The following is a 21,902-nucleotide window of genomic DNA, read 5'->3' as shown; positions in this document are numbered from 1 at the left end:
GGAGGCGTAATCATGCTGCAGGTAGAGGAATTGAATCAGTATTACGGCGGCAGCCACATTCTGCGCGGCCTGTCGTTCGAGGCGCGCATCGGCGAGGTGACCTGCCTGCTGGGGCGCAATGGCGTGGGCAAGACCACGCTGCTGAAATGCCTGATGGGGCTGATCCCGGCGCGTAGCGGCAGCGTCCGTTGGCGGGGCGAAACCATCACCGGTAAAAAGCCGCATCAGCGGGTGCAGGCGGGCATCGCCTATGTGCCGCAGGGGCGGGAGATTTTCCCGCGCCTGACGGTGGAGGAAAATCTGCTGATGGGGCTGGCGCGTTTTTCCGGCGCTGACGCGCGCGCGGTGCCGGATCCGATCTATGAACTGTTTCCGGTGCTGCGGCAAATGAAGGATCGGCGCGGCGGCGATCTCTCCGGCGGGCAACAGCAGCAGCTGGCGATCGGCCGGGCGCTGGCCTGCCGGCCGCAGCTGCTGATCCTCGACGAGCCGACGGAAGGGATCCAACCTTCGGTGATCAAGGAGATCGGCGCGGTGATCAAGCAACTGGCGGCGAAGGGCGATATGGCGATCCTGCTGGTGGAACAGTTCTATGACTTTGCCGCCGATCTGGCGGACAGCTATCTGGTGATGTCGCGCGGCAGCATCGTGCAGCGCGGCGCCGGCAGCGCCATGGAACAGGACGGCGTACGCGGGCTGGTGGCGATTTGACGTTGGGTCAGCTTAAAAAGGATTGGCTGAGCGGATCGCGGGAATGATGCAGCACTCTGATGATATTCACCTCCCGCCTCTGCTGTCGAAAATAAATCAGGTGGTTGGCGACGGGCAATACCCATAGGCCGGGGCCGATTGCATCGATGTTTCTGCCGAGTTGGTGGTGGCTAAGGTTATCGAAAGCCTGATGCAGGCGGCGCAGATAATCTTCGGCCACCTGTAAGCCAAAGTGCGCCAACCCGTAAAAATAGATCTCTTCCATATCGTCCAATGCTTTTGGACGAACGGTTACTCTCCTGCGCATCCTTTTGCTTTGCTCCGTATTCTTTCCATGAACACATCACGATCCCATTCAACGGCCTCACCGCTGTTTTCTCCTTCGGCGATCAGGCGCCTAAGCTCTTCCAGCTTTGAGGTGGCGGTACGTTCGCGCAAAGTGCGCACCGATTCGCGGATGACTTCACTGGGCGTGCGGTAATCGCCGCTGGCCACCAGGTCTTCGACGAAGCTACGCAGTTCGTCACCCAGATCTACCGTTAATGTTCTGCCCATTGTTCCTCCTCACTTTCGGCTATGCTGCGTCATTGTAAGATTAGTTCTTACATTGTGCACGTCAAACTATCAGGATCTCAATAGCGGTCCCGTCATGAGGGCGGGAGTCACCCGTTTATTCATTAAGGATAACCATGAACGAAATCACTGTGTCACGCCTCGGTTGCATCGTCCTGTCTCTGTTTCCGGCCCTGTGGGGGCTGTTCAGCCTGTTGAACAATACGGCGGATTTCGCCGGTACCGCGCGCAATGCGGTGGGGCCGCTGCTTGCCATGCAGGATACCTATCAAACGCCGGGGCTGATGTGGCGCGCGATCAGCGCCGACTGGGCCTGCATGTTGGGGTTGGCGGTCATCACCACGCTGGAAACGCTGGCCGGTCTATTCGCGGCGGCAGGCGTGGTGCTGATGATCGGGCGATTGAAAGGCCCTTACGCCGCCTTCGCCAAGGGCAAAGCCTGGGCGATGCTGGGGGCGCTTTGCGCAATTGCGGTGTGGGGCGTCGGCTTTATGGTAGTCGCCGGCGACTGGTTTATGGCCTGGCAGGCCAAGAAGGATCCGCTGGCGGTGCAGCTGGGGGCGCTGATCTACCTGGCGCCCAATGCGTTTGCCTTGCTGTTCCTGATGCTGCAGCGGGAGCCGCGCTAAACGACGGCGGAGCGGGGCGCGGTTACAGCGCCTTGCTCATCGTCCAAAGTTCGATGGCACCCTGTTCGCTGGTGTATTGGGCCTCGCCGCATACGGCCAGGCCTTGCCGCTGATAAAAGCGCTGGGCGTCGGCGTTCTGTTTCAGCACTTCCAGCCACAGCAGGGGCTGACGGCGTTCGACGGCCCGCCGCTGCACCTGTTCGAAAAATTGTCGGCCGAAACCGCGCCCGGCGTAGTCCGGCAGGAAGTAGATCTTTTGCAGTTCGGCGCCGCGCCGTTGGGTCGCGGCCAACAGGCTGTCGAAGTTCACGCGTGCATAGCCGACCAGGGCGTCATCCGCATAGGCTAACAGCCAGCACACGTCGGGATCGCGCAGCGTCTGTTCCAGCGCGGAGACGGAAAAATCCTCGGCCAAAAAGGCCTCCAGCTCGTGCGGGTAGTGCCACAGCTCACCGAAGTGGGCGCGGTAGGTGCGGATGCCGATATCGCGCACCAGGGTTAAATCTTCCAGCAATGCCTGACGAACGGTGAACATCAGTGCCCCTTTGAGTAAGAAAAATTACAGCCGTTGTTCCAGATGCCGGTGAGGCACCATCGCCTGATGCAGAATGGCGAGAACGGTGATGCCGGCAGGGCGGTTGCGGTAGTAGATCCTATGGCTGGCGTAAGGAAAACTGCGTATCTCTTCGCCCAGATCGTGGAAGTGAGCTTTACCCGCTTCCGGCATATCTGCCAAATGATGCATGACCTCTCTCAACTGCTCAAGATAGCGGCGAGATTGCGCTTGGCCCCAGTGCTCGATGGTGAAATGACGAATAGCCAGCAGATCTTGTTGGGCCTGCGGGGTGAGGCGAAACGCGGGCATCTCAGTCTGTTTCATCGGTGAGCAGACGGTTGAAGAAGGCATCGCCGTCTACCGCCTTACCGGCGTCTTCCTCGGCGGTAGCCTGCGCGATTTTTTGCTGCAGTGCGCTTAATTTGAGATCTTCCAGCGCCTGGTAATCTTCTACAGACATGACGACGGCGACCGGTTTGCCGTTGCGGTTGATTTGCACCGGTTCACGCTGCGCCTTGAGCAGCAAATCGCCGAATTGGGTTTTGGCCTCGTTCGCGGTGAGTGCGTACATTTAATCGCTCCAGTTAATTAAATCGTTCGATTTAACCATTATACGGCGCGATGAAAAAATCACCAATGCTATTCCGGCGGGCAGGTTTCGTTGGACAGATGCCGCGGTGTTTCACGGCGAAAACCCAGGCCGATGATGCGGCCGAACAGGCGCGGCAGCCAGCGGCTGTTGCCGACGCGGGCGATCAAGCGCGAGCCGCCCGCCGCGCGGCGTTCGCCCGGCTTGCGCTGGCTCATTTTGATCTGCAAAAACTGGATGGCGCGAGTGGGGAATTCGCGCCGGCGCTGCACGCTCAGCAGATGCTTCAGCTGCAGCCGATGCTGGCGCAGCGGCGGGATCAGGGCGTTGGCGGCGGCCACCGCGTCCTGAATCGCCAGGTTGACGCCCACACCGCCGATCGGCGACATGGCGTGCGCGGCGTCGCCGATGCACAGCACCCCCGGTTTGGCCCAGCGATCCAGACGATCGATGCGAATGCTCAGCAGTTTGACCTGATCCCACTCGACGATCTCCTGCAGGCGATCGTCCTGGAATGGCGCTACCTCGGCGAGGTGCAGTAAAAATTTCTCCAGCCCGCTGTGGCGGATCGCATCGAAGCTGCCTTTGTCGATCGAGTAACCGCACTGCCAGTAGTCGCCGCGATCGATCATGATGAAGTTTTGCTTCGGCCCGGTGTGGCCCATCGACCAGGCCGGATCGCCCGGCTGCTTGCTGAGCTTCATCCACAATACGTCGCGCGGCGCGCCGAAGGATCGGCTGCTGAGCGCCGCCTGTTCGCGCACCACCGAGTTGCGGCCGTCGGTGCCGATCACCAACTGGCTGCGCACGCGGATCGGGCCTTCCGGCGTGTCGGCCAGCACGCCGCACACCTGGCCGCGGTCGTACAGCAGCTGGTGAACCTGCGTTGAGGTCAGCAGCCTGAAGTTGGGGAAGGCGGCGGCCTGCTGGGCCAAAAAGTTGAGGAACTCCCACTGCGGCATAAAGGCGATAAATTTGCAGCGCGTCGGCAGGCGGGTGAAATCCGCCAGCTTGATGTCGCGCCCGGCGACTTCGGCGTGCAGAGACTCCGCACGCTGGTGCGGCAACGTCAGCAGTTCGTCGAGCAGGCCCAGTTGGTGCATGACTTCCAGCGTCGATGGGTGAATGGTGTCACCGCGAAAATCGCGCAGGAAGTCGGCGTGCTTCTCCAGCACCGTCACGTCGATCCCCGCCCGCGCCAGCAGATAGCCGAGCATCAGCCCGGCGGGGCCGCCCCCCACGATGCAGCAGGTGGTGGCGTAAGGTGTGATCGGTGATGACGACATGGCGGTTGACCCCGGAGAGCGGCCCGCATCCCGCGAGCCGCAAGTGAATGTTTAATGTTGATAATGATTATCAATATCAAGTTTGGCTGTCAACCCGCGGCGCAGTGTGGTCAAAGGGGGCAGACAGATGGCCGACGCGGAACAGTTGGCGGTTTTGCGGCCGTGCCTGCGGGGGGGCACGCCAGACATCCAGCCGCACTAATCGCCACTCGGCGGGATCGAACGCCACGATGGAGGCCAGCGCGCCGGGTGCCGCCTGCTGTTGCCGCCGCAGCGCAGGCAGATCGCTGTAGGGGGCGATAACCTGCTCCTGACAGGTCGCCCAGGCGGCCTCGGCCAAATGAGGGCGATCGAAATGCGTCAGCCAGTGATTGACGCGCGGCCAAACGTCGCCAGTACCTGAATCAACATGCACAGGGTAGACGGCAGCTCGCTTTTTAATCATTAAAGGCAGGGGGTGGCCAGCACCAGCAGATAATTCTTTATAGAATTTTGATAATTTCTGGCTCAGTGCGGAGGTGGGAATGTAAGAACATTTATAAAATATGTCAGATGACCGTATGTTGATTTATGTAGGTTATAAGGAGAACATTGAGATGCATCGAACTTATTAACGTACTACAATAAGATTGTAGCTTATTCTAACGCTAAGCCCCCACAAAAGGAGTTGATATGAAAAGATTTAAGACGAAGTCCTTATTGTTAAGCGTACCTGCATTGTTATTATTAGGCTGCTCAAGTTACAAAGAAAAAGATCAGCTAAAGTATGTAGTTGGGCAGGATAGTTTTACCCTAAGTCATAAATGTGTCGCCACAGCAAAGTTACAAGATAATAAAAAGACTAATCAAACCGGTGTGATTATAAATTTGAGTGACAATGACCAGTGTAAGAAAAAGTTAAACAATTTGATAAACAGCAACGAGGGTAAGGATGTTTCCGTTTATTTTAACGAAACACCAGTAACATCTCCTGTAAGAATTCATTCTAAAATAGATGTTGGCAACGGATATTATCAGTCTGTCACCAACAAAGAACTCGCTATCGACATACTCAGTGCTTACGACCAATAAGGTATAGAATAGCAACCTTATTTATAATAAGGTTGCTTTATGATATCAAGCTAAATTAGTATAAACGTGAACACCTTGTCCCGTCCCGCTAATGCTCTTAAATTTGATTTTATCTTGCCCAGCGCCTCGACAGGCAATTTGAAACGATGCAGGGCCAATAACCGTCACTGTTTTAGGGCCGTTTGGCGCATACCAAATAAATGCCACAAAGGGACCTTCAAGTTGAGAGATAGACTCAAAGTAAACAGTGTATGCTATATCACCAATATGACTTTCAAGATTAACCCAGGGTCCAAAGGCACCTGGCGGTGCCCAGACGTTTTGAGAAATCATAATACCTCCAATTAATTAATGTTCATGTGAGTGCTGTTGCCATTGTTTGTCATTAGATACATCTATAATTGAAACATCGGCACCTTCAAAAGCCTTGAAGAAATAGTCTAGTACTTGTTCTTTTGTTGCAACAATATCTGACTGGCAACTAATTTCGGTGCCATTCTCATTTTTATAAGAAAAGAGAATGCGTTGTGTTAAAACTGAATTTTCGTTTTCCATAGTACCTCCTGCCTTTAATAGAGGAACTGAATTTAAGATAAATAACTATTGTTATCACCTTATATAGACCTTGTCAGAGATGGCACAACCTGAGCATTACAGGTCGACTCAGAAAGTGTAGTAAAACTTATAAATTAGGTCAGCATAGCATTCTTGATGATTAAGAAGGTCAATCGACTTTTTGGGGTTTCTAACCATGAAACGTAGCGTGACCTATCCGCGGCTGGCGTGAACTAACGATACATAATGTATGAAAATGCCAGTTTCGATGTGTTTTTTAACCTAAAAACCATTTTTCAGGCACATTTATCCAATGCTGACAGCTGCAGTCATCTTTTTTCTCCATCAGATGGCGCTTGTCTGACAACCGGTTGGTGGCATGCACGCCTCGCAGTGGCGCTGCCTTCGCTGCGCTGTGCGTACAGATACGCTTTGACGATCAGCTGCGGGCAGGCGTCGAGCCGATGGCCGACATCGGCGATGCGGCGGCGGACGATCGCCATGTCGTAATCGGCGGGCAGGGTGAAACGGTATTGCATCGCGAGCATAAGGATTCTCCTGAAAGACATTGACCGGGAGAGCGTGACACGCCATCTTTATCAGTAAAATCGGTATTATTTTGATTGATGGTTCAGAAAATCAGGATGGTCAGCATGGGGCGAATAACGTTCGATCTCGAGGATTTGCGCAGCTTCGTCACCGGCGTCGAGCTGGGCAGCTTCGCCAAGGCGGCTGAACGGCTGGGGCGTTCGACGTCGGCGGTCAGCGCCCACCTGAAAAAGCTGGAACAGCAGGTCGGCGCGCCGATCCTGCGCAAGGCCGGGCGCGGCATGGTGATGACCGAGGCGGGGGAAACCCTGCTCGGCTACGCGCGCCGTCTGCTGGAGCTCAATGACGAAGCCGCCGCCGCGGTGCGCGGGTTGGATCTGCAGGGCACGGTGCGGCTGGGGTTGCAGGAGGATTTCGGCGAGACGTTTCTGCCGCAGGTGTTGGGCAGCTTCGCGCGCGCCAATCCGAAGGTGCGCATCGAGGCGCGCATCGCCCGCAATGCCGAGCTGATCGACTGGGTGCTGAAAGGCCAGCTGGACCTGTCGCTGGCGTGGGATGGCGGTTTGAGCACGCCGTTTCATCAGGCGCTGGGGCAGCGGCAGCTGCACTGGATCGCCTCGCCCGGCTTCGCGCTGGCGCCGTGGCGAGAAGGGGATGAGCCCTTGCCGTTGGTGATGTTCGACGCGCCCTGTCTGATGCGCAGCGCGGCGACGCAGGCGCTGGATCGCGCCGGTATTCCCTGGCGCATCGCCTTTACCAGCCGCAGCCTGAATGGCGTTTGGGCGGCGGTGAGCGCCGGGTTGGGCGTCACGGTGCGCACGGCGGCGGGCTTACCGCCCGGCCTGTCACCGCTGGCCCCCGATCTGCTGCCCGCTCTTGGCCAACTCGGCGTGGTGCTGCACCGCGCCGAGGATCAGCCTTCGGCCGCCGTGCAGCGGCTGGCGCAGATCGTGGTCGAGCGGATCGAAACCTAATCTTGGGCGATTGGCTGCTTGCCGCTCAGCTGGCCCCATTCGCTCCAGGCACCGTCATACAGCTTGACCTGCGGCGCGCCGAGCGACAACAAGCCAAACGCCAGCACCGCCGCCGTCACGCCGGAGCCGCAGCTGGTGATGATCGGGCCGTTGATGTCCACCCCCTTGTCGCTGAAGGTTTGGCGCAGTGCCTCCAGCGATTTGAAACGGCCGTTCTCCAGCAGCTCGCCGTACGGAACGTTGATGCTGCCCGGAATGTGGCCGCGGTGCAGGCCGGGACGCGGCTCCGGCGCTTCGGCATGGAAACGCGGCGCGGCGCGCGCGTCGAGAATTTGCACCGGCGTGCCTAGCGCCTGTTCCACTTGCCGCATATCCACCACCGCGTCGGCGTTGAACCGGGCGTTGAACGTCTGCGGGGCAGGCTGCGCCGGGCCGGTTGCCAGCGCTTGCCCCAGCGCGGTCCAGCCGTTCAGCCCTTCGTCCAGTACGTAAACATGCTCGGCGCCGAAATTGCGGAAGGTCCACCAGCCGCGCGGTGCGGAGAACTGGTTGCCCTCGTCGTAAATCACCAGGGTATCGCGCTCGCTGATGCCCAGTTTGCCCACCGCCGCGCCAAACTCCGCCGCCGTCGGCAGCATGTGCGGCAGCGCGGTGTTTTTGTCCGCCACGTCGTCGATATCAAAATAGACCGCGCCGGGGATATGGCCGCGTTCGAACTCGGCAAGCATGTCCTTTTTCGGCGTTAGCCCCACCGGCGACATCCGAACGTCGATCACCACCAGATTTTCATCGTTGATATGTTGCGCAAGCCATTGGGGAGTCACCAGAAACGGAGAGTTCATCGTTATTGTTCGCCTGTTGTGAAAACGGATTTTCACTATACACCAGGCCGCGCGGGGATGAAGTATGATGTTCGGTCAAAGGCGATGGGCCGGGAGCGGAGAAATCATGACGGACGAGGCGTTTGGCGGGGCCAAGATCGCGCTGCTGTGCGACGATCGCTTGCTGGTTTACCAACGGGACGACAAGCCGGGCATTCCATGGCCCGGTCAATGGGATCTGCCTGGCGGCGGGCGGGAAAACGGCGAAACGCCGCTGCAGTGCGTGCAGCGGGAAACGCAGGAAGAGTTCGGCGTGACGATCGCGGAATGTCAGGTTGTCTGGCGGCGGCGCTACGATGGCGTTCTGCCCGGCTCCCCGCCGACCTGGTTTATGGCCGGCGAGATCGCCCCGGCGCAGATCGCCGCCATTCGCTTTGGCGACGAAGGCCAGCGCTGGCGGATGATGCCGGTGGCGCAGTTTATTGAGCATCCGCAGGGCATCGAGCATCTGCGCCGCCGGGTGGCGGCGTATTGGCGGCGGCGCGGTTGATGACGGTATTTCAGCGCGTCGCCAGTTGATTGATCTGCGGCGGCTCCAGGATGCGCAAGGCGGTTTCCCGGCGCGCCACCGCCAGCATCGCCAGCCCGATTCGTTCGGTGCTGCTCACCTGCGAGGGAAACAGCCGCAATGCGCCGAGCCACAGCGGTTTGAACAGCCGATAAATCAGATCGTATGTACGGACTTTGGAGCGAATGCCGTGCAGCGGCACAATGGCGCCGGGGCGGAACATCACCGCGTGGAACGGCAGCGCCAGCAGCGCGTTTTCGGTGGCGCCCTTGACCCTGGCCCACATGCTGCGGCCGCGTTCGCTGCTGTCGGTGCCGACGCCGGAAACGTAGATGAAGACCATCGTCGGGTTCAGCGTCGCCAACGGGCGAGCCGCGGCCAGCGTCAGGTCGTAAGTTACCGAGCGATACTCGGCTTCGCTCAGGCCGGCGGACGAAATCCCCAGACAGAAGAAACAGGCGTCGTAGCCGGCGAGCTGCGGCTCCAGCGCCGACAGGTCACGCAGGTCGGGCAGGGAGAGCTGGCGCAGTTTGGCGTGGCTCTGCGCCAACGGGCGCCGGCCGATGCTGAGCACTTTGCTGACCCGCGGATCGCGCAGGCATTCTCGCAGCGCGCCCTGGCCCACCATGCCGCTGGCGCCGAAGATAATCACTTTCATGCTCTGTCCTCCCGATGGTCGGCTGCACGCTGAGTGCGCCAGCGGCTGGGCGTCAGCGCTTCCCACTGAATAAAGGCGCGGCTGAACGAGTTCAGCTCTTCGAATCCCAGCACAAAGGCGATTTCGCCCGGCTCGAGATCGGTATCCGCCAACAAGCGGCAGGCGGTACGATGGCGAGTTTTGTCCAGCAGCTGCTGGTAGCTGTAGCCGTGCCGTTGCAGACGGCGCTGCAGCGTGCGCGGGCTGAGATAGAGCTCCGCGGCCACGCTGTTGACGCTGGGGCGCTGGCCGCGCATGCTGCGGCCGAGGATCGTCATCACCTGTGTGGGCAAGTCTTGCTCGGCGCGCGCTTCGGCCAACTCGGCCTCCAGCTCCGGCAGCAGCAGCGCCAGCATGTCCTGGTCGTGGGTGATGAGCGGCTGCTGCATCAGCGCACGGTCAAATACCAGCACGTCCAGCGGCGCGTCGAATCGCACCGGGCAGCCGAAGTGGCGCAGCAGCGGTGAGTGGGGATCGCGACGGCGGGTCACCTCAAGCGCCTTGGGCTGCAGCGGTAAACCGGTGCCACGGCGGCACAGGGTGGTGATAGAGGCGAACATGGTGTCTATCAGCAATTCCGGCGTATGGTCCTCGATCATCGTCCAACGCGTATGCAGCCGAACGCTGTCGCCATCTTCCTCCAGCATCAGTTCTTCCGGGCACACCAACCGTTTGTAGCGCGCGACTTTACGCAGGGCCTCGCCCATCGTGGCGGAGTGCAGTGCGGCGACTGACGCGATATCGTAATGCTCCGGCGCGACGTCGCCGCCCAGCCGCAGACCAAAGGCGGGATCGTCGCTCAGTTGGGCGAGGGCGCGCCAGACGGCGAAGAACTGGTGGGTGGTCAACCGCACTTTTACGCGCCGCTCGCTGAGCAGCCCGGCGGGCAAGCCGGCTAACTGACCGACCCGTTCGAGATCGACGCCTTGCGCCGCGAGGCGCACCGCCAACGCGTTGGAAACCGGAATTTGATCGCTGCTCATGGTTGTTGCCTGCCAGTGGTAAGAGAAGGCATTACTCTAAAACAGCCTGTCCGTGCGCCGATAATCCGATCGCGTCAAGATTTAATCCGATTGCGCCAAACTGTCGGTTGGCATCAGCGCCTGGATGGTGGCGCCGACCCGTTGTACCGCCTGTTCGATCTCCGTCGTCAGCGTCGGCGCATAGTTGATGCGCAGACAGTTGCGGTACTTGCCGGCGGCGGAAAAAATGCTGCCGACGGCGATTTGTACGCCTTGCTGCTCGAGATGGCGGTTCAGCCGCAGGGTATCGAACGCTTCGTCCAATTCGATCCACAGCATAAAACCGCCGCGCGGCCGGCTGACGCGGGTGCCGACCGGGAAGTGTTTCAGGATCAAATCGGTCATGCGATCGCGGTTCTGCTGGTAGCGGGCGCGCATGCGCCGCAGGTGCTGCAGATAGTGCCCGCTGCGGATAAATTCGGCGATCGCCAGCTGCGGCTGGGTGGCGGTGGCGCCGGAGCCGATGAACTTCATGTGTAGCACCCGCTCCAGATAGCGGCCGGGCGCGATCCAGCCCACGCGCAGCCCCGGCGCCAGCGTTTTGGAAAACGAGCTACACAGCAGCACGCGGCCGTCGTCGTCGAACGACTTGATGGTGCGCGGCCGCGGGTAGTGATAGGCGATGTCGCCGTAAACGTCATCCTCGATGATCGCCGCATCGTGGCGTTGCGCCAGCGTCAGCAGCCGCTGTTTATGGGCGTCGGGCATGATGTAGCCCAGCGGGTTGTTGCAGTTGGGCGTCAGCAGAATGGCCTTGATCGGCCACTGTTCAAGGGCCATCTCCAGCGCGGCCAGGCTGACGCCGGTGAGCGGATCGGTGGGGATTTCCAGCGCTTTGATGCCCAATCCCTTCAGCGTTTGCATGGTGCCGTGGAAGCAGGGGGAATCGACCGCCACGATGTCGCCGGGTTGGCAAACGGCGCGCAGCCCGGCGGAGATCGCTTCCTGGCAACCGGTGGTGATCAGCAACTGATCGGCACCGATATGGCAGCCGGAATCCAGCAGCAGACGAGCGACCTGTTCACGCAGCGCGGTCACGCCCTGAATGCTGTCGTAATAAAGGCTGCGCAGGTCGCCGTGGCGGGCGGCGTTGCGCAGGGCGACAATCAGCGGTTTCATCGTCGGCTCGGCGACGTCCGGCATGCCGCGCCCCAGTTGGATCAGGCCTTCGTGCGGCCGGTTGCGCACCAGCTCCAGCACCTGCTCCCATTGCGAAATGTCCACCGGCCGCTGCACCGGTGCCGTCATAGCGGGCAGCTCGGCCTGCGCGCGCCGCGTATGCACGAAGTAGCCCGACTTCGGCCGCGCTTCCACCAGGCGCTGTTCCTCGAGCAGCCGGTAGGCTTGCTGCACCGTGCTGATGCTGACGCCGTGCTCCTGGCTCAATGCGCGCACCGAAGGCAGGCGATGGCCGGCCGGATACAACCCTTGCTGAATGCGTTGGCTGAGAATGGCGGCCAGCGTGGCGTAGCGTGTCATACAGAGGCCTCTCATCGGCGGTAAGAATTAAAAAACCGGTACAGATGCTTTCAAAGTAAACCATTCAGTGGGTTTTTTGGTGCAGCTGTATGAAAAAAATAGCGCCAGCGTGAATCTGTATTGTTTTTCTCTCGGCGAGCATGATGACTGCAACGCGAAAACATCAGGGAGAATAACAAGATGGCTCTGTTTACTGGCGCGCCGCGGCGGCGCTCATTCGGTGGGTCACGCTGGCGTCTGTATCTGCAACGCTACAGGACGCGAAAAGAATTATTATTGCTGGACGATGCGCGGCTGATCGATATTGGTTTGTCGCGTGCAGAAGCGCTGCGTGAAGGATGTAAACCTTTCTGGAAAGAATAGATAAGAGGAAAACCGATGCTGAGAGTCTTGGGCAAGGCTTCATCAATCAACGTGCGCAAAGTGTTATGGACCTGTCAGGAGCTGGGGCTGACGCTGGAACGGGAAGACTGGGGCAGCGGCTTTCGCTCCACGCAGGAGCCGGCGTTTCTGGCGCTGAATCCCAACGGCCTGGTGCCGGTGCTGATTGACGGCGAGCGGGTGCTGTGGGAGTCGAACACCATTTGCCGCTATCTGGTGGGGCGGGAAGGGCGCCGCGATCTGCTGCCGCAGGAACCCGGCGCGCGCGCGGCGGTGGAGATGTGGATGGACTGGCAGGCCACCGATCTGAACGGCGCCTGGCGCTATGTGTTCATGTCGCGCGTGCGCGGGCATGCGGATTACCAGGATGCCGCCAGCCTGGCCGCCGCCGAACGCGAGTGGAATCGGCTGATGGGGCTGCTGGACAGGCATTTGGCGCAGCACGGCCCTTATGCCGCCGGCGGCACCTTCACGCTGGCGGACGTGGTGCTGGGGCTGTCGCTGAACCGCTGGCTGATGACGCCGTTCGAGCGGCCGAATTATGCGGCGCTGGCGGCCTATCAGCAGCGCCTGCTGCAACGCCCTGGCTACGTGCAACACGGTGCCAACGGTTTGCCGTAATATGAAATAAATGGTTCATTTTATCCCGTCCGGATACGACCAGCCGCGTCCGGGCTTTCCTCATTGCATCATCCCGTCAACGTTTCATGAACGGCATCACGAATATGAACTTTATTTTCCCGCGTGCTTGTTATTGAAATTTATATTCCATATAAACCCGTTATCAATCGGCGCGTTTCATTGAGCCGCGCCTGGTTCTACACAGAATTTCGGTCACGGGAGAAAATGATGAAACAGGTACGCGTTGGGTTAATCGGCACCGGCTATATCGGGCGTTGTCACGCTATCGCCTATGCGCAGGCCCCCACGGTATTTCCCCTTAAAGGGGATCTGGTGCTGGAGATGCTGGCGGAGGTGACGCCCGAGCTGGCGGCGCAGCGCGCGGCCGAGTTCGGCTTTGCGCGTTCGACCGGCGACTGGCGGCAGCTGGTGGCCGATCCGGCGATCGACGTGGTAGACATCTGCGCCCCTAATTTCTTGCACAAAGAGATGGCGCTGGCGGCGATCCGCCACGGCAAGCACGTATATTCGGAAAAACCGCTGGCGCTGGACGCCGCCGACGCGGCGGAGATGGTGCAGGCCGCCCGCGCCAAGGGCGTGAAAACGCTGGTCGGTTTCAACTACATGAAGAACCCGACCAGCCAGCTGGCGCGCGAGATCATCGCCAACGGCGAAATCGGCGAGGTGGTGCATTTTTACGGCACCCACAATGAGGATTACCTGGCCGACCCGCGCACGCCGATCGACTGGCACTGCCGCCGCGCCAGCGCCGGGCTGGGCGCGTTGGGGGATCTGGCGGCGCATATCGTCAATATGGCGCACTACCTGGTGGGCGATATCGTGGCGGTCTCTGGCGATATGCAGACCGTGATCAAGCAGCGCCCGGACCCGCAAGACCCGGCGCGCCTGCTGCCGGTGGAAAACGAAGATCAGGCCAGTGCACTGCTGCGTTTCGCCGGCGGGGCGATGGGCACGATCGAAACGTCGCGCATCGCCTGCGGGCGCAAGATGGGGCTGACCTATGTGGTCACCGGCACTAAAGGCACGCTGAGCTATACCCAGGAACGGATGGCGGAGCTGAAGCTGTATCGGCACGATGAACCGGTGGAGCGGCAGGGGTTCAAGACGCTGCTGGTGGGGCCGAAGCACCCGGACTATGCGGCGTTTTGCATCAGCGCCGGGCACGGCATTGGTTTTAACGATCAGAAGACGGTGGAGATCCGCGATCTGGTCAACGGCATCGCCGCGGGCGATCGCATGTGGCCGGACTTTGAAGAAGGCTGGAAGGTGTCTTGCGTGCTGGATGCGATAGCCGCCTCCGCCGAGCAGCGGTGCTGGCTGGAGATCAACCGCGATTGACAATAAAATGGCGCTCTCCGCGGACAGCGCCATTAATTTGCTACTTTACTAACTTAGTATCTTATTAAGCTAGTTACGTAATAAGTTGCTGGGCTGGCAACTTAGAACGAGAAGCACGAACAGCCGAACGCGCCCCAGAAGGCATTCTCGTCCGACACCGGGATGCTGGAGCGGCGCGCAATGTCATGCTGATGCGCGTGTACGCCGCACGGGCCGCAGCATTGGTGCGCCTGGCTCACGACCCCGACGCGAGCTGCCGCCGACGGCGGCGCGGAGCGGTAATGGCCCGGCACTTGGGTGACCGGTGACCACTCCGGCAGCACCGGCAGCGGCGGTGGCGCCAGCGGCGAGAAGCTGCCAGCGGCGTAGACCACTTTGCCATCCACCACCGTCATCACCGACTCGATGCCTTTGATCTGCTCTTCCGGCACGCTGAAATAGTCCTGCGACAGCACCGCCATATCCGCCAACTGACCGACCTTGATCTGGCCTTTCTTGCCCTGTTCGGTGGAGAACCAGGCGCTCCCTTGCGTCCACAGCATCAGCGCCGTTTCGCGATCCAGACGGGCGCTGTCGTCGTACATCGCCATGCCGCCGACGGTGCGGCCGGAGACCAGCCAGTACAGCGCCGTCCACGGGTTGTAGCTGGCGACGCGGGTGGCGTCGGTGCCCAGCCCGACCGGCAGCTCAGCCGCCAGCATTTTCGCTACCGGCGGCGTATGTTTGGTGGCTTCGATGCCGTAGCGATCGGCGAAATATTCGCCCTGGAACGCCATGCGATGCTGCACCGCAATGCCGCCGCCCAGCGCCTTGACCCGTTCGATATTGCGTTCGGTAATGGTTTCGGCGTGGTCGAATAGCCAGTGCAGCCCGTTGAACGGAATGTCGCGGTTCACCTTCTCGAACACGTCCAGCATGCGGCTGATGGACTCGTCATAGGTGGCGTGCAGGCGGAACGGCCAGCGGTGCTCGACCAAATGGCGCACCACCCGCTCCAGCTCGTCTTCGGTGCCCGGCGGCAGATCCGGGCGCGGCTGCAGGAAGTCTTCGAAGTCGGCGGCGGAAAACACCAGCATCTCGCCGGCGCCGTTGTGGCGATAGAAATCGGTGCCCTGGCCTGGCTTGAGCATATCAGTCCACAGCTCGAAGTCTTCCAGTTCCTGCTTCGGCCGTTGGGTGAACAGGTTATAGGCGATACGGATGGTCAGCTGCTTTTTCTCGTGCAGCTCGGCGATCACCTGATAATCCTCCGGGTAGTTCTGGAAACCGCCGCCGGCGTCGATGGCGCTGGTGAGGCCGAGGCGGTTCAGCTCACGCATGAACTGGCGGGTGGAGTTGACCTGCTGTTCCAGCGGCAGCTTCGGCCCTTTCGCCAGCGTGGCGTACAGGATCATGGCGTTGGGTTTGGCGATCAGCATGCCGGTCGGGTTGCCGTTGGCGTCGCGCTGGATCTCGCCGCCCGGTGGGTTCGGCGTGTCTTTGGTGTAGCCGACCACCTTCAGCGCCGCGCGGTTGAGCAGCGCGCGATCGTAGAGATGCAGAATAAATACCGGCGTGTCCGGCGCCGCCTGGTTGATTTCGTCCAGCGTTGGCATGCGGCGTTCGGCAAACTGGAATTCGGTCCAGCCGCCGACCACCCGCACCCATTGCGGGCTCGGCGTGCGCAGCGCCTGCTCTTTTAACATGCGCAGCGCGTCGGCCAGCGAAGGCACGCCTTCCCAGCGCAGCTCCAGGTTGTAGTTCAGGCCGCCGCGGATCAGGTGCAGGTGCGAGTCGTTCAGGCCCGGAATGGCGGTGTGGCCATGCAGGTCGATCACCTGGGTTTCCGGCCCGGCGTGCTGCATGACTTCGCCTTCGCTGCCGACCGCCAGAAACTTGCCGTCGCGGATGGCGACCGCCTGTGCGGTAGGATTTTGGCGATCGACGGTGTGAAACTTGCCGTTGGTGATGATCAATGAAGCGTGGTGGTTCATAACATTCTCCCGGCGAACCGCCTAGCGGCGGGTCAGCCATTGATGAAAAACGCGAGTCACGATGGGCATCCACAGGTACACCACCAGGGCGACCACGGTGGCGTCATTGAGAAAATGGCCGAGCAGCGTGCCGTCCAGCTGCGGCAGCGCCAGCCCCCAAAACCAGGGCACCAGATTGGTGGAAGGGAAGATCACCAGCAGGGTGATGATGAACTGCTTCCACTGGGGCGGCTGGCGCACGTTGGGGTTGGGTGGGGTAAACCAGAACTCCGCGCCGGGGCGGATCTCGATATGGTCGTTCTCCAGCAACAACGGAGTGACTTCTTCGATGTATTGCTTGCGCAGCGGCGAGTTGAGCCAGCGGTAGAGATTGTCGACATTGTCGAAGCGGACCAGCACCGTATAGGCCTGTTCGCTGTCGGATGGGCGGATGACGTTGACGCCCAGATGGCCGGTGAAGCCCGCGGCGTCCGGCATGATGCGGTTCAGCCAGGCCTCATAGGCCTGCTCGTTCCCCGGCGCCAAACGGTGGGTGATCACCAGCGTGACATGCTGCGGATGGGCCATAAAACCGACTCCTGAAAATACCCCGGCGCGGGGCCGGGGCAGGGGGAATTATTTCACCGTGCGGGCCGGTGCGTGGTGCACCATGGTGTAAGCGTAGTCGACGCCCATGCCGTACGCGCCGCTGTGTTCGCGCACCAGCGCCATCACCGCGTCGTAGGTGTCTTTGCGTGCCCAGTCGCGTTGGTACTCCAGCAGCACCTGTTGCCAGGTCACCGGTACGGCGCCGGCCTGCACCATGCGATCGATCGAGCGTTCGTGCGCATCGACGGAGGTGCCGCCGGAGGTGTCGGTCACCACATACACTTCATAGCCGGCTTCCAGCGCCATCAGCGCCGGGAAGGTCAAGCAAACTTCGGTCCACAGCGCGGAGATCACCAGCTTTTTGCGGCCGGTGGCTTCCACGGCTTTGACGAAGGCCGCGTCTTCCCAGGAGTTCATCGAGGTACGTTCAATCGGGGTGATTTCAGGGTGTACCGCCAGCAGTTCCGGCCAGATATAGCCGCTGAAGCTTTCGGTTTCGACCGAGGTGAAAAGGGTGGGGACGTTGAAAATTTTGCCTGCCTTCGCCAAACCAACAACGTTGTTTTTCAGTTGCTGACGATCAATATTAGCCACGCCGAAGGCCATTTGTGGTTGATGATCGATAAAAATCAGTGCGGAGTTGTCTTTATCAAGCAGTTGAAACTTGGACATAATTTACCTTCCCAGTGATATTTCGGTTGAACATCTGATGAGTGTAACGCCGATAAAACCCATGGTAGGCAGAGGGCGATTTCAAAGATACCGCAGAATTTTTGCCGACTTGTTGAGTTTTTTTATACACGGGAGAAAGCATGAGATTAAACCTGGAAGCGCTGCTGATTTTGGACGCGCTGGACCGGCACGGATCTTTCGCCGCCGCGGCCGCCGCACTGTTTAAAACCCCTTCGGCACTGAGCTATATGGTGCAAAAGCTCGAGAACGATCTTGACATCACCCTGCTCGATCGCTCCGGCCATCGGGCGAAGTTCACCGATACCGGCAAGCTGATGCTGGAAAAAGGGCGGGTGTTGCTGCGCGCGGCGCAGGATCTGGAACAGCAGGCGCGCTACGTGGAGAACGGCTGGGAAAGCGAGATCACGCTCGGGATCGACGCCTCCTTCCCGTTTGCCCGCCTGTTGCCGCTGATCGACGAGTTCTATCGGCAGCATCACCATACCCGGCTGCGTTTCAGCCACGAGGTGCTGGCCGGTTCCTGGGAGTCGCTGGTTTACGGTTGCGCCGACATTATCATCGGCGCCATTTGCGAGCCGCCGTCGCGGGTGGGCTATGCGTTCAGCCGCCTGGGGCAGCTGGATTACGTGTTCGCCGTCGCGCCGCAGCATCCGCTGGCGGCGCTGCCGGAACCGTTGCCGAAGGATGAGATCCGTCAGCACCGGGCGGTGGTGGTGCGCGATACCTCGCGCGTCAACGCGCCGCAGAGCCTGAACCTGCTGGAAGAACAGGATACGCTGACGGTCTTCGGCTTTGACGCCAAACTGCAGGCGCAGTTGGCCGGGCTGGGCTGTGGCTATCTGCCGCGCTCTCTGGCGGAACCTTACCTGAACAGCGGCGAACTGGTGGCGAAACGCGTTGAATCTGAGCGCTGCAGCGACGCTGCCTATTTCGGCTGGCGTGAAAGCGCCAGCGGCCTGGCGGCCAAGTGGTGGCGCGAGCGCCTGCAGCGTTACGCGGATGACGGTGAGGCTTACCCAGCGGCGCAGTAAGGGCGCTCGATAAAGATTAATCCCCAATAAGGACATCGGGAATGAAAAAGACACTAGGCCTGTTGGCGCTGTTACTGTTGAGCGGCTGCGGCGCGGGCGCCGGGCGTCAGGCCGGCACCCCCTTGCCGTCGCCGCAGGCCGAGGCGCAGACTGCGATGCCGCTCAGCTATCCGGTGCGGGTGCATAACGCGGTGAGCCGCGAGCTGCGTTTGCCGGAACACGCGCGCGGCCAACGCTGCACCATCAGCATACGGCTGCAGCCGGACGGCAAGCTGGTGAGCAGCAAGATCGTGAGGGGCGATGCGCCCCTGTGTGCGGCGGCCAGCGCGGCGGTGCAGCGCGCGCAGTTTCCGCCGATGGCCAGCGCCACTGAATACGCGTTGTTCAACGCCGTGGTGCTCGATTTCGTTCCCTGAAGGGATGTGACCGACGGGCCGCCTGCGCGGCCCGTTTTTTCTCGTTTCGCCGTTTGCGTATTCACGCTTTTCCGCCAATAGTGTTCTCCGGGCATGCACCCAGACAATTTTTCATTGGCCGGCCAACGGGAGCAAAAGACATGAAAGGCGAGCATCATTATCAGGTCTCGGTGACCTGGCAGGGGAATCTGGGCGCAGGCACGGAAGATTATCGCGCTTATGGACGCGATCACCTGATCGGCGCCGTGGGCAAGGCAGATATCGCCGGCTCAGCCGATCCGGCCTTCCGCGGTGACGCGACGCGCTGGAATCCGGAGGATTTGCTGGTGGCATCGCTCAGCGCTTGCCACAAATTATGGTACCTGCATCTGTGCGCCACCTCGGGGATTTCGGTGCTGGCCTATCAGGACGATGCCGTGGGCGTGATGCGCGAAGACGCCGCGCGCGGCGGCTTTTTCACCTCGGTGACGCTGCGGCCGCAGGTCACGGTGCGCGATGGCGACGATCTGCAGCTGGCGCAACAGCTTCACGAGAAGGCGCATCACCTGTGCTTTATCGCCAACTCGGTGAATTTCCCGGTGGCGTGTGAGCCGCATGCCGCGTACGCAACCCGCTGAATTTTCACTTAGCTTTGCCATTTTCGTTATTTTGAACGCCGCAACGGCTCACGGATACTGAGAGAAAATCTCTTACCGCGAGCCGCAGCATGTCCCACGCCCACTATTTGCACCCCGAACAGCGCGAACGAATCAGGCAGCTTTATCGGCGCCGGCATTGGCGGCTGGAGCTGCCCACCTGGGGGATCATGGCGGCGGTGTACGGCGGCTGGTTCGGCGTGGCGTATTCTTGGCAGGCGCTGGGCCCGTGGCTTGGCGCACCGCTGCTGATCCTCCTGACCACCTGGTACCTGTCGTTGCAACACGAGCTGATCCACGGCCACCCGACGCGCTGGCCGCGCGTCAATCAGCTGTTCGGCCTGTTGCCGCTGGCGGTGTGGTATCCCTATGGGCTGTATCGCGATTCGCATCTGCGCCACCACCGCAACGACCACCTGACCGATCCGCACGAAGATCCCGAAAGCTATTACTTCAGCGCCGCGCAGTGGCGGCGTTATCCCCGCCTGTTGCCGCTGTTGGCCGCCGTGCGCAATACGCTGATCGGCCGGGTGCTCCTCGGCCCGGCGCTGGATATTGCCGCGACCCTGGCCGGGGCGGTGAAAGCGCTCGCCGGAGGGGAGTGGCGCGCCTGGGCGAGGTGGTTAGCGCACCTGTCGCTGTTGGCGGTACTGCTGCACTGGTTGCAGATGCAGGGTATCGGCACGGCGTTTTACCTGTTGGCCATCAGCTATCCGGCGTTGGCGCTGACCAAGGTGAGATCGTTTTTTGAGCATCGCGCCGTGGACGCACCGCAGGCACGTTCTATTATTAATGAGGCGGGCTGGCCGTGGCGGCTGTTGTTTCTCAATTTGAACTACCATTTAGTGCATCACGATCTGCCCGGCCTGCCCTGGTATGGTTTGCGCGAAGTCTATCTGGCGGAGCGCGAGGCGTATCAGCGGCGCAGTCAGGGATTTGTCGCGCAAGGTTACGGCGAGTGGCTGCGCGATTACGCCCTGACGCCGATCGACGTCGGCGTGCATCCGTTGCACGCCGATGAACCGCAGGGGGAAGGCGATGCCCTGCCGACGGAAAAATTTATTGCGCGCTGGAAGCGCGTTTCTCAGGATTTTCCAACCTAACTGGCCCATGAGCCGGAAAACGTATAACCAGAGGAAAAGTATGGCAATCACCTTATCACGCGGACGTTCCTTTGCCGTCGCGCTGGCTCTGCTGGCCACCGGCGGCCTGGCGCAGGCGGCCGACTCGGTGCACGTCGGCTCCAAGATCGATACCGAAGGTTCGCTGCTCGGCAACATCATCGTGCAGGTGCTGGAAGCCAACGGCATCAAGACCACCAACAAGCTGCAGCTCGGCACCACCAAGGTGCTGCGCGGCGCCATCACCTCCGGTGAGATCGACATCTACCCGGAGTACACCGGCAACGGCGCGTTTTTCTTCTCCGATGAGAAAGATCCGGCGTGGAAGAACGCCCAGGCCGGCTTCGAGAAAGTGAAACAGCTCGACTACGACAAAAACAAAATCGTCTGGCTGGACGCGGCGCCGGCCAACAACACCTGGACCATCGCTATTCGCCAGGACGTGGCGGAGGCCAATCATCTGAAAACGCTGTCGGATCTCGGCAAGTGGATCAACGGTGGCGGCAAGTTCAAGCTGGCGGCCTCGGCGGAATTTATCGAACGGCCGGATGCGCTGCCGGCGTTCCAGAGCGCCTACGGTTTCAAACTGAATCAGGATCAGCTGCTGTCCCTGGCCGGCGGTGATACGGCGGTGACCATCAAGGCGGCGGCGGAGCAGACCTCCGGCGTCAACGCGGCGATGGCCTACGGCACCGATGGCCCGGTAGCGGCGCTGGGGTTGCAGACCTTGGCGGACCCGAAAGGAGTACAGCCGATATACGCGCCGGCGCCGATCGTGCGCGAAGCGGCGCTGAAAGCGCACGCCAATCTGCCTGAGCTGCTGAAGCCGGTGTTCGCCTCACTGGACGGGCCGACGCTGCAAAAGCTCAACGCGCAGATCGCCGTGGAAGGCCAGGACGCCAAACAGGTGGCGGCCGCTTACCTGAAAGAGAAAGGGTTTGTTAAGGGATAATGCCGAGGTGCCCCCTCAGCCGTCGGGAGAGGGGGTTAACCGAGGGAGCCGG

At 60.6% G+C, this 21,902-nt stretch carries 28 protein-coding genes and 2 pseudogenes; 13 read left to right on the top strand and 17 right to left on the bottom strand.

What is annotated here, in order from left to right:
* Positions 1-12: 12 nt before the first annotated feature.
* Positions 13-711, top strand: a complete 699-nt coding sequence (gene urtE, locus RE418_RS23880) for an urea ABC transporter ATP-binding subunit UrtE (protein WP_089180671.1) — start codon at positions 13-15, stop codon at positions 709-711.
* A gap of 7 nt (positions 712-718) precedes the next feature.
* Here the strand turns inward: urtE and RE418_RS23875 are convergent, their stop codons facing one another.
* Together RE418_RS23875 and RE418_RS23870 are read right to left on the bottom strand one after the other, a co-directional pair.
* Positions 719-976, bottom strand: a complete 258-nt coding sequence (locus RE418_RS23875; protein WP_233497028.1) for a type II toxin-antitoxin system RelE/ParE family toxin — start codon at positions 974-976, stop codon at positions 719-721.
* A 26-nt stretch (positions 977-1,002) separates the two neighbouring features.
* Positions 1,003-1,266, bottom strand: coding sequence for a type II toxin-antitoxin system ParD family antitoxin (locus tag RE418_RS23870; RefSeq protein WP_049203895.1), 264 nt, complete (start codon positions 1,264-1,266; stop codon positions 1,003-1,005).
* A 134-nt stretch (positions 1,267-1,400) separates the two neighbouring features.
* Here RE418_RS23870 and RE418_RS23865 point away from each other — a divergent pair, with 134 nt between their 5' ends.
* On the top strand, positions 1,401-1,913 hold the full coding sequence (locus tag RE418_RS23865; protein ID WP_043136947.1) for a DUF2165 family protein: 513 nt from the start codon (positions 1,401-1,403) through the stop codon (positions 1,911-1,913).
* Positions 1,914-1,935: 22 nt separating this feature from the next.
* On the opposite strand, the gene RE418_RS23860 is transcribed toward RE418_RS23865, so the two are convergent.
* The 5 genes and pseudogenes from RE418_RS23860 to RE418_RS23840 form a co-directional block, all read right to left on the bottom strand.
* Positions 1,936-2,448 (bottom strand): GNAT family N-acetyltransferase, encoded by a 513-nt coding sequence (locus RE418_RS23860; protein WP_089180672.1) that lies wholly within the window; start codon positions 2,446-2,448, stop codon positions 1,936-1,938.
* A gap of 24 nt (positions 2,449-2,472) precedes the next feature.
* Positions 2,473-2,778 (bottom strand): type II toxin-antitoxin system RelE/ParE family toxin, encoded by a 306-nt coding sequence (locus RE418_RS23855; protein WP_028127915.1) that lies wholly within the window; start codon positions 2,776-2,778, stop codon positions 2,473-2,475.
* Position 2,779: 1 nt separating this feature from the next.
* On the bottom strand, positions 2,780-3,040 hold the full coding sequence (locus RE418_RS23850) for a type II toxin-antitoxin system Phd/YefM family antitoxin (protein ID WP_016928576.1): 261 nt from the start codon (positions 3,038-3,040) through the stop codon (positions 2,780-2,782).
* 68 nt (positions 3,041-3,108) lie between these two features.
* Entirely contained in the window at positions 3,109-4,344 is a 1,236-nt protein-coding gene (locus tag RE418_RS23845; protein WP_060432678.1) for an FAD-dependent oxidoreductase, read from the bottom strand.
* Positions 4,345-4,420: 76 nt separating this feature from the next.
* Positions 4,421-4,729, bottom strand: a pseudogene (locus tag RE418_RS23840) (DUF4865 family protein); the annotation flags it as partial.
* A gap of 287 nt (positions 4,730-5,016) precedes the next feature.
* Here RE418_RS23840 and RE418_RS23835 point away from each other — a divergent pair.
* Positions 5,017-5,415 carry a hypothetical protein gene (locus RE418_RS23835; RefSeq protein ID WP_049203899.1) on the top strand — a complete coding sequence of 133 codons (399 nt, stop codon included), beginning with the start codon at positions 5,017-5,019 and terminating at the stop codon, positions 5,413-5,415.
* 45 nt (positions 5,416-5,460) lie between these two features.
* Here the strand turns inward: RE418_RS23835 and RE418_RS23830 are convergent, their stop codons facing one another.
* The 3 genes and pseudogenes from RE418_RS23830 to RE418_RS23820 form a co-directional block, all read right to left on the bottom strand.
* Complete coding sequence (locus RE418_RS23830) at positions 5,461-5,748, bottom strand: colicin Z C-terminal domain-related protein (RefSeq protein ID WP_072269807.1); 288 nt, start codon at positions 5,746-5,748, stop codon at positions 5,461-5,463.
* Between the two features lie 15 nt (positions 5,749-5,763).
* Positions 5,764-5,970, bottom strand: coding sequence for a hypothetical protein (locus tag RE418_RS23825; protein WP_399675630.1), 207 nt, complete (start codon positions 5,968-5,970; stop codon positions 5,764-5,766).
* A gap of 395 nt (positions 5,971-6,365) precedes the next feature.
* Positions 6,366-6,518, bottom strand: a pseudogene (locus RE418_RS23820) (DUF4865 family protein); the annotation flags it as partial.
* A gap of 105 nt (positions 6,519-6,623) precedes the next feature.
* On the opposite strand from RE418_RS23820, the gene RE418_RS23815 reads away from it, so the two are divergent.
* The gene (locus RE418_RS23815; RefSeq protein ID WP_025302028.1) at positions 6,624-7,493 is read left to right on the top strand and encodes a LysR substrate-binding domain-containing protein; all 870 of its coding nucleotides are present in this window, start codon (positions 6,624-6,626) and stop codon (positions 7,491-7,493) included.
* On the opposite strand, the gene sseA is transcribed toward RE418_RS23815, so the two are convergent.
* Positions 7,490-8,335, bottom strand: coding sequence for a 3-mercaptopyruvate sulfurtransferase (gene sseA / locus RE418_RS23810; protein ID WP_049203902.1), 846 nt, complete (start codon positions 8,333-8,335; stop codon positions 7,490-7,492). The two genes, RE418_RS23815 and sseA, sit on opposite strands and share 4 nt — an antisense overlap.
* 106 nt (positions 8,336-8,441) lie before the next feature.
* Here sseA and RE418_RS23805 point away from each other — a divergent pair, with 106 nt between their 5' ends.
* Positions 8,442-8,864: an NUDIX hydrolase gene (locus RE418_RS23805; protein ID WP_049203903.1), complete on the top strand. Its 423-nt coding sequence runs from the start codon at positions 8,442-8,444 to the stop codon at positions 8,862-8,864.
* 10 nt (positions 8,865-8,874) lie between these two features.
* Here the strand turns inward: RE418_RS23805 and RE418_RS23800 are convergent, their stop codons facing one another.
* From RE418_RS23800 to RE418_RS23790, 3 genes are all read right to left on the bottom strand, one after another.
* Complete coding sequence (locus RE418_RS23800) at positions 8,875-9,540, bottom strand: epimerase (RefSeq protein WP_060447572.1); 666 nt, start codon at positions 9,538-9,540, stop codon at positions 8,875-8,877.
* The gene (locus RE418_RS23795) at positions 9,537-10,562 is read right to left on the bottom strand and encodes an AraC family transcriptional regulator (protein WP_025302032.1); all 1,026 of its coding nucleotides are present in this window, start codon (positions 10,560-10,562) and stop codon (positions 9,537-9,539) included. Before RE418_RS23795 ends, RE418_RS23800 begins: the two co-directional genes overlap by 4 nt.
* A gap of 81 nt (positions 10,563-10,643) precedes the next feature.
* Positions 10,644-12,080 carry a PLP-dependent aminotransferase family protein gene (locus tag RE418_RS23790; protein WP_060447571.1) on the bottom strand — a complete coding sequence of 479 codons (1,437 nt, stop codon included), beginning with the start codon at positions 12,078-12,080 and terminating at the stop codon, positions 10,644-10,646.
* A gap of 180 nt (positions 12,081-12,260) precedes the next feature.
* On the opposite strand from RE418_RS23790, the gene RE418_RS23785 reads away from it, so the two are divergent.
* The 3 genes from RE418_RS23785 to RE418_RS23775 all read left to right on the top strand — a co-directional run bounded on the left by RE418_RS23785 (position 12,261) and on the right by RE418_RS23775 (position 14,441).
* Complete coding sequence (locus RE418_RS23785) at positions 12,261-12,443, top strand: DUF1127 domain-containing protein (RefSeq protein WP_016928567.1); 183 nt, start codon at positions 12,261-12,263, stop codon at positions 12,441-12,443.
* A 15-nt stretch (positions 12,444-12,458) separates the two neighbouring features.
* A complete protein-coding gene (locus RE418_RS23780; RefSeq protein ID WP_049203905.1) occupies positions 12,459-13,082 on the top strand; it encodes a glutathione S-transferase family protein in 624 nt (207 codons plus the stop codon).
* Positions 13,083-13,310: 228 nt separating this feature from the next.
* Positions 13,311-14,441 carry a Gfo/Idh/MocA family protein gene (locus RE418_RS23775; RefSeq protein ID WP_049203906.1) on the top strand — a complete coding sequence of 377 codons (1,131 nt, stop codon included), beginning with the start codon at positions 13,311-13,313 and terminating at the stop codon, positions 14,439-14,441.
* A gap of 101 nt (positions 14,442-14,542) precedes the next feature.
* Here the strand turns inward: RE418_RS23775 and RE418_RS23770 are convergent, their stop codons facing one another.
* Genes RE418_RS23770 through RE418_RS23760 form a run of 3 tightly spaced genes read right to left on the bottom strand, consistent with a single transcriptional unit; the run spans position 14,543 to position 17,674 of the window.
* The gene (locus RE418_RS23770; protein ID WP_049203907.1) at positions 14,543-16,414 is read right to left on the bottom strand and encodes an amidohydrolase; all 1,872 of its coding nucleotides are present in this window, start codon (positions 16,412-16,414) and stop codon (positions 14,543-14,545) included.
* 21 nt (positions 16,415-16,435) lie between these two features.
* On the bottom strand, positions 16,436-16,981 hold the full coding sequence (locus tag RE418_RS23765) for an antibiotic biosynthesis monooxygenase (protein WP_049203908.1): 546 nt from the start codon (positions 16,979-16,981) through the stop codon (positions 16,436-16,438).
* A gap of 48 nt (positions 16,982-17,029) precedes the next feature.
* Positions 17,030-17,674 carry a hydrolase gene (locus RE418_RS23760; RefSeq protein ID WP_004939390.1) on the bottom strand — a complete coding sequence of 215 codons (645 nt, stop codon included), beginning with the start codon at positions 17,672-17,674 and terminating at the stop codon, positions 17,030-17,032.
* A 140-nt stretch (positions 17,675-17,814) separates the two neighbouring features.
* Here RE418_RS23760 and RE418_RS23755 point away from each other — a divergent pair, with 140 nt between their 5' ends.
* The 5 genes from RE418_RS23755 (at position 17,815) to RE418_RS23735 (ending at position 21,850) form a co-directional block, all read left to right on the top strand.
* Positions 17,815-18,726, top strand: coding sequence for a LysR substrate-binding domain-containing protein (locus tag RE418_RS23755; RefSeq protein ID WP_025302038.1), 912 nt, complete (start codon positions 17,815-17,817; stop codon positions 18,724-18,726).
* A 41-nt stretch (positions 18,727-18,767) separates the two neighbouring features.
* Positions 18,768-19,142, top strand: coding sequence for a cell envelope integrity protein TolA (locus RE418_RS23750; protein ID WP_060447570.1), 375 nt, complete (start codon positions 18,768-18,770; stop codon positions 19,140-19,142).
* A gap of 140 nt (positions 19,143-19,282) precedes the next feature.
* Complete coding sequence (locus RE418_RS23745; protein WP_049295238.1) at positions 19,283-19,759, top strand: OsmC family protein; 477 nt, start codon at positions 19,283-19,285, stop codon at positions 19,757-19,759.
* 89 nt (positions 19,760-19,848) lie between these two features.
* Positions 19,849-20,880 (top strand): fatty acid desaturase, encoded by a 1,032-nt coding sequence (locus tag RE418_RS23740; RefSeq protein ID WP_060447569.1) that lies wholly within the window; start codon positions 19,849-19,851, stop codon positions 20,878-20,880.
* 40 nt (positions 20,881-20,920) lie between these two features.
* Entirely contained in the window at positions 20,921-21,850 is a 930-nt protein-coding gene (locus tag RE418_RS23735; RefSeq protein ID WP_060447568.1) for an ABC transporter substrate-binding protein, read from the top strand.
* Positions 21,851-21,902 lie beyond the last annotated feature (52 nt).

This window comes from Serratia sp. szju (assembly GCF_044594185.1).
GTDB lineage: Bacteria > Pseudomonadota > Gammaproteobacteria > Enterobacterales > Enterobacteriaceae > Serratia > Serratia bockelmannii.
Note: the sequence above shows the minus strand (reverse complement) of the source record. Positions and strands in the feature narration are given on the sequence as shown.